The sequence below is a fragment of the Bauldia sp. genome, assembly GCF_020442045.1.
Taxonomy (GTDB): Bacteria; Pseudomonadota; Alphaproteobacteria; order Rhizobiales; family Kaistiaceae; genus Bauldia.
Genome location: NZ_JAGRLA010000086.1, coordinates 19,575 through 35,438, shown reverse-complemented (window position 1 = coordinate 35,438; position 15,864 = coordinate 19,575). Strand labels below are relative to the sequence as shown.

The window sequence follows — 15,864 nt, the reverse complement described above, 5'->3', positions numbered from 1 at the left end:
TTCGGCTGGCATGCCGCGGGCTTCCCGACCGGGCGGAGCGGGACGACGGGGATCGCCGTCGACGGACGGAGCGGCGGCATCGCTCGACGTGAGATGGATGCGTTCCTGACCTGGTCCGATGGCGGGGAGGGGATCGATCCTGTTCCCAAGGCGGGCGTCGCGCATCTCCGAAAGGCGACCTTGAGATCACGCCGGGGCCGACATGGTTGCTGGGTTGCCTCGACCATGCCCTCGGCGGCGCTGACGGCATCCCCGCGACTGTCCCCGCCGGGGCGCGCTCCTGGGCGGCGCACCGGGATGGTCATCTCAATGCCCGGCAGGGCGGGATGCTCAACCGGCAGCCCGAAGGCCTCGATGGCACGATCTGGCATCAAAGCCGCCGATTTGTTGATTCATGTCAAAGCCCCGCGATCAGTAGCACCTATCATGGGTTGAGAGGGAAGCATGTCAGCAACAAGAGGCCCCGTCATGTTGCACCTCGGGTTGAATTGCAGGGACGCCACGGGACGCGACCTGAAGCGTTTCCTGCGGGAGGCGACCCCATTCTACGAGTCGCTGCCGGGTGTCGGGATCAGGCTGTTGCAAAGCCTCGATCGGCCTGGGCGTTTTATCGAGATCGTCGAGTATGACTCCGAGCGCGCGCTCCAGCTCGACGATGCGCGTCTTTCCCAAGACCCGCAGATGAGAGCCTTTATCGCGCAGTGGCGGGATCTGCTGATCGAGCCGCCGGAGGTGGAGCGCTACCTGGACCTTACCGCCGAGATCAAGGACGGGGGGAGCCAATGACCGGGACTGACAGCACGTTCGCCGCGTTCTCCGCCCCTCTCTACGTGGCCTGGGAGATCACGCACAAGTGCAATGCAAAATGCCTCCATTGCTATTCGAGCTCCGGTCCCGAGGCGGATCCGTCGGCCGTGATGCCGCTTGCGGACGCTCTGGATCTGATCGATCAGCTCGCGGATGCGGGCGTGCTCGTCCTGGCATTCTCCGGCGGGGAGCCGTTGATGCACCGTCATTGGAAAGAGCTGGTCGGACACGCGGTCGAACGCGGGCTCAACGTCAATGTCGGCAGCAACGGCTCGAGTATCACCGCGCGCAACGCGGATACGCTGCGCCGCCTCGGCGTCAAGAGCGTCACGATCAGCATCGACAGCCATCGGCCGGATATCCACGACCACTTCCGCCAGCTTCAGGGCCTGCATGCGAAAGCGGTCAGGGCCGTGCGGATGCTTGCCGAGCGCGGCATCAGGGTGGTCGTCGGCTTCACGCCGACTCGCCTGAACTGGCGCCATGGCCGCGCCGTTATCGACCTCGCCTGCGAACTCGGTGCCGACGCCGTCAACCTGTCCGAATACGTTCCCGCGGGACGGGGGACGATTGATCTCGCCCTGACCCCCGACGAGCTCCGGCAGACCCTCCAGGAATGGATTGACGCACGCGAAGATTACAAGGATCGCATGGAAATCATGTGGCACGATTGCCGGGTTGCCCTCCTCGTTGCCGAGGAGGAGCAGCGGAAATATGTCGGCTGCGGTGCGGGAAGACTGGTCGCCCGCATACTGCCGGATGGGCGCGTGACCCCTTGCGTCTTCCTTCCGACAGAAATCGGACGTGTCTCCGATACCTCGTTCAAGGCGATGTGGGCCAACGCCCAGCTCCTCCACCAGTTCCGGGAGCGCAAGGGCCATGTCACCGGAAACTGCGGGGATTGCGAGCACATCGCGACCTGCGGCGGCTGTCGCGCCGTGGCGTATGCATATAGCGGCGGCGATCCCCTTGCCGGCGATCCACATTGCTGGGTCCGGCACCACACGCCTGACATATCGGCCCTGTTCGCTTCAGGCGAGGGTCTTCCCATCTGAGGAGGTGACCATGTCCGTTGTCACCGGGGCAACGATCTTCGAGGCAGCGAAGTGGGTCGTCATCCGACCTCAGAAGGGCGACTACCTTTTCTACAACTCGCACACCGACGAACTCCACCTCATCCCGCCAACCGGCCACGCCGTCTTCTCACGTTGCGACGGCATCAAGACCATCGACGAGATTACGGAGGACCTGGCGCCCTCGTTCAAGGCGCAACCGGACGAGGTTCGCGGCAGATTGCTCCAATTCCTCGGTGAACTCGAGACGCGCGGCCTTCTGGAGAGAACCCATGGCTAGGGTCCGCGAAGCCTCTCAGGTGTTCATCCCGGAGACGCCATACCACGTCGTGTGGCTTGCCACCGACGCTTGCACCGCACGGTGCCTTCATTGCTCTTCGAACTCCGCGCGGCGCTCCCCCGACGAGTTGAATACCGACGAGGCGAAGAACCTCATAGATCAACTCACCGCCGCCGGAGTGATCGACTTCGGCATCTCCGGCGGCGAACCGCTTCTTCGGCGCGACATGCTGGAGATCATCGCCCACGCGAAAATGCGCGGCATGACGGTCGGCATTGCCACAAACGGCGCGAAACTGACGCCCGCGCGCGCGCAAAAGCTCGCCGAGCTCGGCCTCGACCGGATTCAGGTGAGCCTTGACGGATTCGCCGACCAGCACGACGAGCTTCGCCAATGGCCGGGCCTGTTTGACCGCGTGCTCAAGACCATTCGCACGGGGCGTGACGCCGGCCTGAGAGTACACGTTTGCTGCACGATAACGACGCTCAACCATCATTCCCTCGAGGCCTTCGTCGAATTCCTGTCGGGTACCGGCATCCGGCGCCTCAACCTGTCGCGGTTCGTGGCGACCGGTCGCGGCAGGAACAGCCTCGATCCTGGTGACGGCGCCTGGCGGAACATCATCCGGCGGTGCGCCCGGCTCAAGGAACAATTCTCCGGCCGCCTCGAGATCACGACGCATCTCGCCCAAGAGGTTCTCGTGGACTGTGAGGCGGAGAACATGCCCGCATTCGCCGGGTGCCAAGCCGGACGCGGCCAGGGATGCGTCACGGCAGACGGCGCGGTGCTGCCCTGTGTGCTCCTGCCCATCAAGATAGGGAATATCCGGCGCGCCCCCTTCCGCGAAATCTGGACAGGCTCGCCGCTTATCCAGGCGTTCCAGGATCGGAGCAAACTCCAGGGAGCCTGCCACGCCTGCGCGGTGCGCGAGAGGTGCGGAGGATGCCGCGCCGTTGCATATGCCCACACCGGAAATCCGTTCGCTACGGATCCAAGGTGCTGGATTCCCGAACCGCAGAGGGACGCTCTGCAATAACGCCGAGAGAGGTGAGTCATGGCAATGCAGTCGAGAGAGGAGATTGTCGACCGGTACTTCAACTACATCCGGGATCTGCGATCCGGAAGCGAGAACGCGGTCGACCAGTTGACTGAACTATGGGACGAGGAGGGTGTCTTCGAATTTGCCGGCGCCCCCCCTTTGGTCGGGACGTTCGTCGGCCGAAACGCAATCCGCACTCTCTACAGCAACCGGCTCAAGGCGTCCGGCATGCCGCTCGCATTCAATGGCCAGAGCGACGACTCGGGCCTGCGGGACGCGGCGTTGGGGATGGTGGAAACACACGTCAACCGCATTCGCGGCCTCGATCGCGAGGGCGTGTCAGACGACCCGGATCGCTACGCCGTCGGCTGGACCACGATCATCGGCACCAATGATGAGCGCGGGTTCGAAGTCTCGGGCAATCACACATTCACCTTCAAGGGTGACCGCATAGCGTCACTGAAGGTCGTCATGTCGCCGAAAGCGGAGCAGGCCGACGGATTGCGCCTCGAAGGACTGACGGTCGACGACATCGGCCGGCTATCTCTCGCGGCATGGGCGGTGGTCTGAAGCATCCATTACCGTCCGGCTGATGGATCGCGACGACGCCGAGCTCTACACGGCGACGCTCGATCCGAAGCGCGCCTGACGCAGCGGGCGGATGTGACGCGCAAGGGCCGGGCCGTCCTCCCGGCCCGATCAGCTCGCAGGGACGGCGTCGGCGACGGCGCCTTCCCCTATCTCCGGCACCGCCACGCGCTCGGCGGTCCACATCCCGGCATGCCGCAGGATCAGATCGGGGTTTCGGTAGCGCGCGCGGAGCAGCTCGTCGTAGAGCCGCCCCTCCGCCTCGCGGCCGACGGTCGGTTCGCCGGTTATCAGCGACAGGGCCTGGTCCAGCGCATCGACCGTGCCGCTTCCCTCGTCAAATTGTGCCTTCTGGCGCCAGACCAGATCGGCCGGCAGCAGGTCTTGGCAGGCCTTGCGCAGGATCCACTTCTCCGTCGTTCCACTTCCCGCTCCCTCGGTGATCTTCATCTTCAGGGAAGCGGGGATCGACTGGGCGAAGTCGATCAGGTCGCGGTCGAGGAAAGGCGTGCGGGCCTCCAGCCCCCGCGCCATGGTGATGCGGTCGACACGCTGCAGGTTGATGTTGTGCATGGTGCCGAGCGCGCGGGTGAGCTCGTCGGCCAGCGCCCGCGGCTTGCGGGCATAGGCGTGGTGATAGGTGTAGCCCGCGAACAGCTCGTCGGCGCCTTCGCCGGTCAGCACCGCCTTGACGTGGCGGCGGGCCAGCGTCGTGGCGAACCACGTCGGCATGGCGCTGCGCACCAGGTCCACGTCGGCGCTTTCGAGGTGATAGACGACCTCGGGCAGCACCCGGGCCAGGTCTTCGGCGGTGAAGACAAGCTCGTGATGATCGGAGCCGATATGCTCCGCCACCCGCCGCGCCGCGGCGAGATCGGGACTGCCTTCGGTCCCGACCGCAAAGGTCTTGAGCGGCCGGTCGATGGCGCTGGCGGCAAGCGCCGCGATCACCGAGGAGTCGAGCCCGCCCGACAGGAACGAGCCGATCTCGACGTCGGCGACCATCCACTTGCGCACTGCCGCTTCCAGCACCAGCCGCAATTCCCGCCAGATCGGCTCGGGGTCTTCGCCGGCCCCGAGTTCGGCGGCGCCCTGGGGCATGCGGTACCATTCGCGGAAACCGTCTCGGGAATCGTACATGCCGCCGGGGTCGATGGCCTCGACGTCGGCCGGGTCGAGGTCGAGTCCGTCGAACGCCTTGAGCTCGGAAGCGAAGGCGAGGCCGCCGTCGATGCGGGCCATGTAGAGCGGCTTGATGCCAAGCGGGTCGCGGGCGGCGATGATCCGTGTCGGCGTCGCCAAGACGAAGGCGAACATGCCGTCGAGCTTGGCGATCCAGCGCAGGCGGTCGGACCGGAAGAGATGCAGGATCGTTTCGCTGTCGCTCATCGTCTCGAAGGCGCTCTCGCCGAGGATCGCCCGCAGGTCGGCATAGTTGTAGATTTCGCCGTTGGCGACGAGGATGTTGTCGGCGCTGTAGATCGGCTGGCTTCCGTCCGCGGGGCCGATGATCGACAGCCGGCAATGGGCCATCACCGCCGGCACGTTGGGCGACCGGTGGATACCGACCTCGTCGGGCCCGCGGTGGGCGATCTTGTCGATCATCCGGCGGGCGAGCGCCTCGTCGTCGATGTTCCAAAGGCAAATGAAGCCGCACATGGCGCGTCCTGCTGGTCTGTCGGGGAGATGGGGCGGGATGGAGACAGGGCATAGACCTATGCGTCCGGGTCATGGGAATCAACCATCAGGCGGCGGAAGGTGCCGGGCGCGATCACCACCCGGGATTGACCATTCGCCGCTCGGATGCGAAGCCGAAGGAACGGGATGGACCGTCGCCCCGTTGATGCTGGAGCCGCCTCCATGAACCGCCCATTGCCGAACCGCCTCGGCCACACTGCCTGTCCGCATGACTGTCCGTCGACATGCGCGCTCGAGGTGGAGCTGATCGACGGCGGCATCGGCAGGGTGCGTGGCGCGGCGGATCTCGACTACACGGCGGGCGTGATCTGCGCCAAGGTGGCACGCTATGCCGAGCGGATTCACAATCCGAACCGATTGCTCTATCCCCTTCGTCGGAAAGGAGAAAAGGGTAATTCCGACTGGCGCGACACGAATGCCTGGGAGCGGATCGGCTGGGACGATGCCCTCGACGCCGTCGCCCGGGCCTTCCTGGAGGCGGAGGAGCGGTTCGGCTCGCAGACCGTCTGGCCTTACTTCTACGCGGGCACCATGGGCCTGGTGCAGCGCGACGGCATCCATCGCCTCCGCCACGCCAAACGCTACTCGCGGCAGTTCGACACGATCTGCACCAACCCCGCCCATGCCGGCTACGCCGCCGGAACCGGCAAGCTCGCCGGCCCCGATCCGCGCGAGATGGCGAAATCCGACCTCGTCGTGATCTGGGGCACCAACGCGGTCGCCACCCAGGTCAACGTGATGACCCATGCCATCCGCGCCCGAAAGGAGCGGGGCGCCCGGATCGCGGTGGTCGACGTCTACCGCAACGAGACGATGAAGCAGGCCGATATCGCGCTCTGCCTGCGGCCCGGAACCGATGCGGCGCTGGCCTGCGCGGTCATGCATATTCTCTTCCGCGACGGCCACGCCGATCGCGACTACCTCGCGCGCTACACCGATTTCCCGGACGAGCTCGAGGCGCATCTCGCCTCGCGGACGCCGGAATGGGCGGCTGCGATCACCGGCCTCGGTATCGAGGAGATCGAAGCCTTCGCCAGGGCCGTCGGCACCACCAAGCGGACCTTTTTCCGGCTCGGCTACGGCTTCACGCGTTCGCGGAGCGGCGCCGTGTCCATGCATGCGGCATCCTCGATCGCCGCCGTGACCGGCGCCTGGCAATACGAGGGCGGGGGCGCCTTCCATACCAATGGCGCGATCTTCAACCTCGACAAGCGGATGATCGAGGCGCACGAACTCTGCGACCCGGCGACCCGGCGCCTCGACCAGTCGCGGATCGGCGCGGTGCTGTGCGGCGAGCCGGAGGTCCTGTTCGACGGGCCACCGGTCACGGCGATGCTGATCCAGAACACCAACCCGATGTCGGTCGCGCCGGATCAGGAGAAAGTGCGCGCCGGCTTCGCGCGCGACGACCTGTTCGTCTGCGTCCATGAGCAGGTGATGACCGAGACGGCGGCGATGGCCGATATCGTGCTGCCGGCGACCATGTTCATGGAGCATGACGACATCTATCGCGGCGGTGGCCACCAGCATATCCTGTTCGGCCCCAAGCTGGTCGAGCCGCCGGGCGAATGCCGCACCAACCACCAGGTCTTCGCCGGGCTCGCCGAACGGCTCGGCGCGGACCATCCCGGCTTCGGCATGAGCGAACGCGAGCATATCGACTGGATGCTCCGCCAGTCAGGGCGGGGAACGCTGGCCGAGCTCGAAGCCGCGAAATGGATCGACTGCCAGCCGGATTTCCGGACGTCCCACTATCTCGACGGCTTCGGCCATGCTGACGGCAGGTTCCACTTCAAGCCGGACTGGACCAGCGTCGATGCGCCGAATAACGGTCCGATGGGACCATGGCCGACGCTGCCGAGCTTTCCAGATCACTTCACGGCGATCGAGGAGGTCGACGCGGCGCATCCCTTCAGGCTGGCGACGTCGCCGGCGCGCTCCTTCCTCAATTCGAGCTTCAACGAGACGCCGTCGTCCCGCGCCAAGGAGGGAGGCAGGCCCGAGGTCATGATCCACCCGCTCGACGCGGCCGAGCGCGGGATCGCCGACGGCTCCGAAGTGCGTCTCGGCAACGAGCGGGGCAGGGTGAGGCTCCACGCCCGGTATTTCGACGGGGTGTGCCGCGGCGTGTTGATCTCGGAAGGCGTGTGGGCCAATGCCACCTTCGTCGACGGCCGCGGCATCAACACGCTGACCGGCGCCGATCCCATCGCCCCCTATGGGGGCGCCGCCTTCCACGACAACCGGGTGTGGATCGAGGTGGCCGGCCCCGCCACAGGCTAGCCGATCGACAGCAGCATGCCCGGCGGCTTGGCGGGCGGCGTCGAGAAGCGGACCAGCTCGTCGACGACCCGGACTTCCTCCCTGGCGACAAGGGCGAGGGCCCTCGGGTAGAGCTGGTGCTCGGCGGCGAGCACCCGGTCTCCCAGTGCCTCCGGCGTGTCGCCCGGCAGCACCGGGACGGCGGCCTGTCCGATGATCGGGCCGTTGTCCATCGCGGCGCGGACGTAATGGACGGTGCAGCCATGCAGCTTGACGCCGGCGTCGAGGGCCCGGACGTGGGTGTTCAGGCCGGTAAAGGCGGGCAGGAGCGATGGATGGATGTTGATCAGCCGGTCATGCCAGCGGTGGACGAAATCCTCGGAAAGGAGCCGCATGAAGCCCGCCAGGCAGACGATCTCGGTGCCGGCACGCTCGAGCGTCGCGGTGAGGGCCGCCTCGAAAGCCGCCTTGTCGCCAAAGGCCTTGTGATCGACGACGTCGATGGCAATCCCCATCTCGCGGGCGCGCACCAGCCCCGCTGCATCCGGCCGGTTCGAGACGACGAGGGATATCTCGGCCGGGTAGTCCGGCTCCATCGCCGCCGCGGCGAGGGCGCTCATGTTGCTGCCGCGCCCCGAAATCAGGATGGCGGTCCGGCGGCGCTCCATCAGCCCGTCCCGAGATCGAGCTTGCCGTCGAAGACGACCGGCGCCGCGGCGCGATCCTCGATCGTCCCGAGGCGGTAGACGGTCTCTCCGGCGTCGCCGAGAGCGGTCGCGAGGGCGTCGGCGCGATCGGCGGCCGCGATCACCACCATGCCGACACCGCAGTTGAAGGTCCTCAGCATCTCCGCTTCCTCGAGCGGCCCGGTCTCGGCGAGCCAGCGGAAGACCGGCGGAACGTCGATGAGGCCGAGGTCGATCCGCGCCGCGAGGTGGTCGGGCAGGGCGCGCGGAACGTTGTCGACCAGCCCGCCGCCGGTGATATGGGCGAGGGCCTTGACGCCGCCGGGATCGCGGATCGCGGCGATCAGCGGCTTGACGTAGATGCGGGTCGGCGTGAGCAGCGACCGCCCGAGCGTCGAGCTGCCGAAGGGCGAGGGGAAATCGTAGGGCATCTCCGACCGGGCGACGATCAGCCGGACCAGCGACAGGCCGTTGGAATGAACGCCCGAGGAGGCAAGCCCGAGGATCACGTCGCCGGCTGCGATGTCGCGGCGTGGCAGGATACCGTCCCGCTCGACCGCGCCGACCGCGAATCCGGCGAGGTCGAAATCCTCCGACGCGTACATTCCCGGCATTTCCGCGGTCTCGCCGCCGATCAGCGCCGCGCCGGCAATCCGGCAGCCCCGGGCAATACCGGCAATGACGTCCATCGCGACCTCGGTCTCGATCTTTCCGGTGGCGAAATAATCGAGGAAGAACAACGGCTCGGCCCCCTGGGCGACGAGGTCATTGACACACATGGCGACAAGATCGACCCCGATTCCGTCGCGGACGCCGGTTTCGATCGCGATCCTCAGCTTGGTGCCGACCCCATCGGTCGCGGCAACCAGGACCGGATCGCGATAGCCGCAGGCGGCGAGGTCGAAAAGTCCGCCAAAACCGCCGATTTCACCATCGGCGCCGGGCCGACGGGTGGTCCGGACGATGGGTTTGATCGCTTCGACCAGCTCGTTCCCGGCGTCGATATCGACGCCGGATTCGGCATAGGTCGCCGGGGTCGCGCGACGGTTCGGTATTGTCATATATGCGCCTTCAAATGGCCGGGCCGATGTGGTGCGCATCCAACCACAAGGCCCGGCGAATGCAAGCGCCGGGGCGGTTGCCGACTTGGCTTTCCACGGTGAGAATGCCATTTCTTGCCTGCCGGGCAGTCAGAATCCGGCGGCAGGGCGACCAGAAGGTCCGCACAAAGGTGACGATCCCGAATTTCATCAGTATCGGCCGGCTTTTCCTGGTCCCGCTGACGATCTGGCTGATCGTCTCGGACGAACCGCTGACGGCGTTCTGGATCTTCGTGCTGGCGGGCGTCAGCGACGGTGTCGACGGATTCCTGGCGCGCCAGTTCAACATGCGTTCGGTGGTCGGCGCCTATCTCGATCCCCTCGCCGACAAGGCGCTGCTGGTCTCGATCTACGTGACCTTCGCGGTCCTCAACGAGATCCCGACCTGGGTGACCATCCTCGTGGTCAGCCGCGACGTTCTGATCATCGGCGCGGTGGTGTTGGCCGGGATGCTTGGGCATCCGGTCGCGATGCGGCCGCTGATCGTCTCCAAGCTGAATACGGTGGCGCAGATCGTTCTCGCGGCCCTGGTCCTGGCCGATCTGGCATTCCCCGTCGACCTGGCGATGTTTCGCCACATCATGGTGGTGGCGGTCGGGATCCTGACGATCGCATCGGCCTTCCTCTATGCGGTCGACTGGGTGCGCCACATGGCGACCGACCGCTCCGTCGATGACCGCCGCGCGTCGGTGCTCGACGAGAGGCTGCCCGAATGAGGATCGACAGGCAGATCGCGTTCTGGGTCGCCGCGCTCCTCGCGGCGCTCGTATTCCTCTACATCTTCAGGACCATCCTGCTGCCCTTCGTCGGCGGGATGGCGATGGCCTATCTTCTCGACCCGCTGGCCGACTGGTTCCAGCGCCGCGGTATGAACCGACTTGCGGCGACGCTGACCATCATGGTGCTGTCGCTGGTCGTGATCGTCGCGCTGTTCGTCCTTGTCCTGCCGGTGGTGGTCAATCAGGTCGGCCTGCTGCTCGCCAACATGCCGACCTATGTCGAACGCTTCGACGCGCTTGTCGACTCGGTGCTGCGCAGCAGCTGGGCCGAGAGCATCGGCGTCGATCCGGATGCGGTGCGGTCCTCGCTCGGGGGCTTCCTCAACCAGGGAGTCAGCTGGGCCGGGACGCTCGTCGGCTCGCTCTGGTCCGGCGGCGTCGCCTTCATCAACATCCTCGCCCTCGTCGTCGTCGCGCCGGTCGTCGCCTTCTATCTCCTCTACGACTGGGACCGGATGATCGGTCTCGTCGACAGCTGGCTGCCGCGCGATCACGTCGACACGATCCGCAGGCTGGCGCGCGAGATGGACCGGGTGATCGCGGGCTTCGTCCGGGGCCAGGCGCTCGTCGGGCTGACGCTCGGCGTCTTCTATGCAACGGGGCTGGTCATCCTCGGCATCAACTTCGGCTTCCTGATCGGCCTGGTCGCCGGCCTGATCAGCTTCGTGCCCTATCTCGGCTCGACGCTCGGATTCATCGCCTCCGTCGGTATCGCGCTTCTCCAGTTCTGGCCCGACTGGATCTGGCCGGTCGCGGCGGCGGCGCTGTTCGTCGTCGGCCAGTTGCTCGAGGGCTACGTGCTGCAACCCTTCTTCATCGGCAACAATGTCGGCCTGCATCCGGTCTGGCTGATGTTCGCGCTGTTCGCCTTCGGCCTGCTGTTCGGGTTCGTCGGGCTTCTGGTCGCTATCCCGGCGGCGGCGGCCGTCGGCGTCCTGGTGCGCTTCGCGCTGGCACGGTATCTCGCGAGCCCGATCTATCGCGGCAGCGCCGGCGAACCCGCCCCGCCCGAGACATGAGCGGCGACGATCGACCCACCGCGCGCCAGCTGATCCTGAGCCTGCCTCACGAGGCGGCCCTCGGGCGGGAGGATTTCGTCGTCAGCCCGGTTAATGCCGCCGCCATCGGGACGATAGACCGGTGGCCGGCATGGCCCGAACGCGGGGTGCTGCTCGTCGGACCACCCGGAGCGGGGAAGACGCACCTGACGGCGATCTGGGCCGCCAAGAGCGGTGCCGCGCGCATCGAGGCCGCGGACCTTGGCCGCGGTGACGCGCCCCGGCTCGCCGCGGCCGGCGCCGTCGCGGTCGAAGACCTGCATGCCGGACCGGTCGACGAGGCGGCGCTGTTTCATCTCGTCAATATCGCCGGCGAACAGCATGTGCCGCTGCTCCTCACCAGCCGGCAAGGCGCCGGGACGCTGCCCCTGGGCCTGCCGGACCTCAGGTCGCGGCTCCGCGCCGCGCAGCGCGTCGAGCTCGGCGAACCGGACGACGACCTGCTCCGTCGGGTAATGACGAAGCTCTTCGCGGACCGCCAGCTGACGGTCGACAAGGGGGTCATCGACTTCCTCCTGCTGCGCATGGAGCGGTCACTGGAGGCGGCGAATATCGTCGCCGATCGGCTCGACCGGGACGCGCTGGCCGAGAACCGGGCAATCACCAAGCGCCTCGCGGCGGCCGCGCTCGACCGCCTGGCCGTTCGCCAGGGCCGGTTCTGGGACGACGGGTAGGGTCCGCGAGCGCCGGGCTTTGGCGAAATCGTCACATTTTGTGACTACGGTGGCCGATCCGGTATAAAATCGTCGAATAGAGCGTCATGGAACAGAAGAACCCCGATATCGCCACGCCGAGCGAAGTCGACCTGTCGGAGATCGATCGGACGGAGGGAGCACACCTGCGTCGCCTGCCGGAACGGTTCATCAACCGTGAATTATCGTGGCTCCACTTCAATCGGCGGGTGCTCGAGGAAGCGAACAACCTTCACCACCCGCTTCTGGAGCGGCTCCGGTTCCTTTCGATTTCGGCAAACAACCTCGACGAGTTCTTCATGGTGCGCGTCGCCGGCCTGATCGGCCAGCAGCGGCGCGGCCTGTCGATGATCAGCGATGACGGCCAGTCGTTGAGCGAGCAGCTCTCGCAGATCGGCCACGCGGTTTCGGTGCTCGCGCAGGACCAGCAGGCGATATGGGCCAATCTCAGGCGCGACCTTGCCGACGAGGGGATCGTGCTTGTCGAGGCGAGCCAGATCATCGACGAGGAGCGCGTGTGGCTCGAGGAGCACTTCCTTGAATCGGTCTTTCCGACCCTGACGCCGCTTGCCATCGATCCCGCCCATCCGTTCCCGTTCATCCCGAATCTGGGACTGACCGTCGCGCTGCAGCTCAGCCGCAAGGCCGGCGGGAGATGGATGACGGCGCTGATGCGCATGCCGCCGACGCTCGGGCGTTTCGTCCGGCTTCCGCCGACGGAAGCCGCGAAGGACCGCTTCATCAGCATCGAGCAGGCGGTGACGCTGTTCGTCGCGAGGCTCTTCCCGGGCTACCAGGTCGAAGGGCAGGGGGCCTTCCGGGTCATCCGCGATTCCGACATCGAGGTCGAGGAAGAGGCGGAGGATCTGGTGCGCTTCTTCGAGAGCGCGCTGAAACGCCGGCGCCGGGGCTCCGTCATCCGGCTCGAGATCGACGCGGCGATGCCGGCGGACCTGCGCTCGCTCGTCGCCAAGGCGCTCGGGGTAAGCGGCGACGAGATATTCCTGGTCGACGGCGTCCTTGCGCTGAACGACCTGTCGCAACTCGTCGACGTCGACCGGCCGAGGCTGAAATTCAAGCCCTATACACCCCGCTTCCCGGAGCGCATCCGCGAGAAGGGCGGCGACTGCTTCGCCGCCATCCGCCAGAAGGACCTGGTGGTTCACCATCCATACGAGTCCTTCGACGTCGTCCTCCAGTTCCTCCGGCAGGCGGCCGACGATCCCAACGTCGTCGCGATCAAGCAGACGCTCTATCGGACGTCGAACGATTCACCGATCGTCAATGCCCTCGCCGAGGCCGCCGAGGCGGGCAAGTCGGTCACCGCGCTGGTGGAGCTCAAGGCGCGCTTTGACGAGGAAGCGAATATCCGCTGGGCCCGCGACCTCGAACGCGCGGGCGTCCAGGTCGTCTACGGCTTCATCGACCTGAAGACCCATGCCAAGCTGTCGCTGGTGGTGCGCCGCGAGGCCGGCGTGCTGGCGAGCTATGTCCACATCGGCACCGGCAACTATCATCCGGTCACCGCGCGCATCTATACCGACCTGTCTTTCTTCACCGCCGACCAGCCGATCGCGCGCGACGTGGCGCGGATTTTCAACTACATCACCGGCTACGCCGAACCGGACGAGCTGGAGCGGATCGCCATTTCGCCGACCATGCTCCGTCGCCGCATCCTCGAGCTGATCGGGGGCGAGGTTGCGAACGCCGGGGCCGGCCGGCCGGCGGCGATCTGGATGAAGATGAACTCGCTTGTCGACCCGACGGTGATCGACGCGCTCTACGATGCCAGCGCCGCCGGTGTTCAGATCGATCTTGTGGTTCGTGGCATTTGCTGCCTGAGGCCGGGCATTCCCGGCCTGTCGGAGAATATCCGGGTCAAGTCGATCGTCGGCCGCTTCCTCGAGCATGCGCGGATATTCTGCTTCGGCAACGGCCATGCGCTGCCGTCACCGCAGGCGCTCGTCTACATCGGCTCGGCGGATCTGATGCCGCGCAATCTCGACCGCCGCGTCGAGGCGATGGCACCGATCCTCAATCCGACCGTGCACGAGCAGATTCTCGGCCAGATCATGGTCGCCAACCTCGCCGACAACCAGCAAAGCTGGGCTGTCTTGTCCGATGGAACGTCGGAACGCATCATGGCCCGGAAAGGCGAATCGCCTTTCAACCTGCATCAGTTCTTTATGACGAATCCGAGCCTGTCCGGCCGTGGAAAATCTCTCAAGTCCGACCCCCCGAAGCCGCTCCGAAAGCGCTCGAAGCGGCGCTGAGCACGAACTGGAGAGGGCGCCCGGCCGGTTGAACGGTTCCGGCCCGATCGCCGTCATCGATATCGGGTCGAATTCGGTGCGACTTGTCGTCTACGAACGGCTGTGTCGCTCGGCCACGCCGCTTTTCAACGAGAAGGAGCTCTGCGGCCTTGCCCGCGGGCTCGAGGCGACCGGACGGCTGGACCCCGCGGCGATGGCCTCGGCGCTCGCCGCGATGCGCCGCTATCGGGCGCTGGCCGACCAGATCGGCGTTTCCGAGCTTCATGTGCTCGCCACCGCCGCGCCGCGTGAGGCGGCGAATGGCACCGAATTCGTCGCCGCGGTCGAGGCGATCGCCGGCGTGCCGATCCAGATGCTCTCCGGCAAGGAAGAGGCGCGGCTGACCGCCTATGGCGTCATATCGGGCTTCCACGCGGCCGACGGCGTTGCCGGCGATCTCGGCGGCGGCAGCCTCGAAGTGGTCGACGTCCGGAATCAGGTCGTCGGCACCGGCGAGACCTTTCCGCTCGGAGGTCTCCGCCTGCAGGAAGCCGCGCAAGGGTCGACCAAGAAGGCCGAGAAGCTGATCATCGAGGCGCTCGAGAAATCGAAGGTGCTGCCGGACGGGGAGAAGCGGGACTTCTACGCGATCGGCGGCACCTGGCGTTCGCTGGCGCGGCTGCAGATGCGGCAGAAAGGCTACCCGCTGCATGTCACCCATCAATATTCCATCGACGCGGGCGAGGCGGTGGACTTCTGCCGGATGGTGGTGCGCCGCGACGTCGACTCCCTCGACTCGATCGAGGTGGTGTCGCGCAATCGCCGGCCGCTGCTTCCGCATGGCGCGGCGGTGCTCGAGCAGGTCATCAAGCTCATGAAGCCCAGGCGGGTCGTGATGTCGGCGCTCGGCGTCCGCGAGGGGCACCTATACGACCTGCTCCCGCCGGAGCAGAAGGCGCGCGACCCGCTGATCGTCGCCTGCGAGGAACTTGCCTGGCTCCGGTCGCGCTCGCCGCGTCACGCCGCGGAACTGGCGCCGTGGGCGGCGCAGGCCTTCGAGGCGATCGGGCTGGAGGAGACCGAGGAAGAGGCGCGGCTGAGGCATGCCGCCTGTCTGCTCGCCGACATCGGCTGGCGGGTCCATCCGGAATACCGGGGCGAGCAGAGCCTCAACCTGATTGCCAACGCCTCCTTCATCGGCGTCGATCATCCCGGCCGTGCCTATCTGGCCCTGGCGAGCTTCTACCGCCACGAGGGGCTGATCGACGAGGCGCTGAGCCCGCGAATCCGCGAACTCGCCCCGACCCGCTACATGGAGCGGGCGAGGGCGCTCGGGGCGACGCTCAGGGTCGCCAACCTGATCTCCGGCTCGATGCCGGGCGTGGTGCCGCGGACGCGCCTGGAACGTGACGGGAAGAAGCTCGTTCTCGTCCTGCCGCACGACCTTGCGCCGCTCGGCGGCTCGCGGGTCGAGCGCCGGCTCGCCCAGCTTGGCAAGACCGCCGGCCTCGAAGCGATCATCGGCATCGAATAGCCGGCCCGGGCCCTCG

14 protein-coding genes are annotated in these 15,864 nt (G+C 66.6%); 11 read left to right on the top strand and 3 right to left on the bottom strand.

The annotated features are described in order from the left end of the window. Positions 1-468 precede the first annotated feature (468 nt). The 5 genes from KDJ86_RS09855 to KDJ86_RS09835 are packed head-to-tail and all read left to right on the top strand — an operon-like array spanning position 469 to position 3,769. Entirely contained in the window at positions 469-786 is a 318-nt protein-coding gene (locus KDJ86_RS09855; protein WP_291745121.1) for a putative quinol monooxygenase, read from the top strand. Next, positions 783-1,862: a radical SAM/SPASM domain-containing protein gene (locus KDJ86_RS09850; protein WP_291745120.1), complete on the top strand. Its 1,080-nt coding sequence runs from the start codon at positions 783-785 to the stop codon at positions 1,860-1,862. The genes KDJ86_RS09855 and KDJ86_RS09850 overlap by 4 nt, the downstream gene beginning before the upstream one ends. 10 nt (positions 1,863-1,872) lie before the next feature. Continuing rightward, a complete protein-coding gene (locus KDJ86_RS09845) occupies positions 1,873-2,160 on the top strand; it encodes a PqqD family protein (protein WP_291745119.1) in 288 nt (95 codons plus the stop codon). Beyond that, positions 2,153-3,196: a radical SAM/SPASM domain-containing protein gene (locus KDJ86_RS09840; RefSeq protein ID WP_291745118.1), complete on the top strand. Its 1,044-nt coding sequence runs from the start codon at positions 2,153-2,155 to the stop codon at positions 3,194-3,196. Before KDJ86_RS09845 ends, KDJ86_RS09840 begins: the two co-directional genes overlap by 8 nt. A gap of 24 nt (positions 3,197-3,220) precedes the next feature. Continuing rightward, entirely contained in the window at positions 3,221-3,769 is a 549-nt protein-coding gene (locus KDJ86_RS09835; protein WP_291745117.1) for a nuclear transport factor 2-like protein, read from the top strand. A 129-nt stretch (positions 3,770-3,898) separates the two neighbouring features. Here KDJ86_RS09835 and asnB read toward each other — a convergent pair whose 3' ends face one another. Next, on the bottom strand, positions 3,899-5,446 hold the full coding sequence (gene asnB / locus KDJ86_RS09830) for an asparagine synthase (glutamine-hydrolyzing) (protein ID WP_291745116.1): 1,548 nt from the start codon (positions 5,444-5,446) through the stop codon (positions 3,899-3,901). Positions 5,447-5,647: 201 nt separating this feature from the next. Here asnB and KDJ86_RS09825 point away from each other — a divergent pair, with 201 nt between their 5' ends. Continuing rightward, the gene (locus tag KDJ86_RS09825; protein ID WP_291745115.1) at positions 5,648-7,768 is read left to right on the top strand and encodes a molybdopterin-containing oxidoreductase family protein; all 2,121 of its coding nucleotides are present in this window, start codon (positions 5,648-5,650) and stop codon (positions 7,766-7,768) included. Here KDJ86_RS09825 and purN read toward each other — a convergent pair. Next, positions 7,765-8,415 carry a phosphoribosylglycinamide formyltransferase gene (gene purN / locus KDJ86_RS09820; RefSeq protein ID WP_291745114.1) on the bottom strand — a complete coding sequence of 217 codons (651 nt, stop codon included), beginning with the start codon at positions 8,413-8,415 and terminating at the stop codon, positions 7,765-7,767. The two genes, KDJ86_RS09825 and purN, sit on opposite strands and share 4 nt — an antisense overlap. Then, complete coding sequence (purM, locus tag KDJ86_RS09815) at positions 8,415-9,494, bottom strand: phosphoribosylformylglycinamidine cyclo-ligase (RefSeq protein WP_291745112.1); 1,080 nt, start codon at positions 9,492-9,494, stop codon at positions 8,415-8,417. The genes purN and purM overlap by 1 nt, the downstream gene beginning before the upstream one ends. A 170-nt stretch (positions 9,495-9,664) precedes the next feature. Between purM and KDJ86_RS09810 the strand changes: the two genes are divergently transcribed. The 5 genes from KDJ86_RS09810 (at position 9,665) to ppx (ending at position 15,848) form a co-directional block, all read left to right on the top strand. Continuing rightward, positions 9,665-10,249 carry a CDP-alcohol phosphatidyltransferase family protein gene (locus KDJ86_RS09810; RefSeq protein WP_291745111.1) on the top strand — a complete coding sequence of 195 codons (585 nt, stop codon included), beginning with the start codon at positions 9,665-9,667 and terminating at the stop codon, positions 10,247-10,249. Next, complete coding sequence (locus tag KDJ86_RS09805; RefSeq protein WP_291745110.1) at positions 10,246-11,331, top strand: AI-2E family transporter; 1,086 nt, start codon at positions 10,246-10,248, stop codon at positions 11,329-11,331. Before KDJ86_RS09810 ends, KDJ86_RS09805 begins: the two co-directional genes overlap by 4 nt. Further along, the gene (locus tag KDJ86_RS09800) at positions 11,328-12,044 is read left to right on the top strand and encodes a P-loop NTPase family protein (RefSeq protein ID WP_291745108.1); all 717 of its coding nucleotides are present in this window, start codon (positions 11,328-11,330) and stop codon (positions 12,042-12,044) included. Before KDJ86_RS09805 ends, KDJ86_RS09800 begins: the two co-directional genes overlap by 4 nt. A 107-nt stretch (positions 12,045-12,151) precedes the next feature. After that, positions 12,152-14,335: an RNA degradosome polyphosphate kinase gene (locus KDJ86_RS09795; RefSeq protein ID WP_521085276.1), complete on the top strand. Its 2,184-nt coding sequence runs from the start codon at positions 12,152-12,154 to the stop codon at positions 14,333-14,335. 28 nt (positions 14,336-14,363) lie between these two features. Next, positions 14,364-15,848, top strand: coding sequence for an exopolyphosphatase (gene ppx / locus KDJ86_RS09790; protein ID WP_291745105.1), 1,485 nt, complete (start codon positions 14,364-14,366; stop codon positions 15,846-15,848). Positions 15,849-15,864 lie beyond the last annotated feature (16 nt).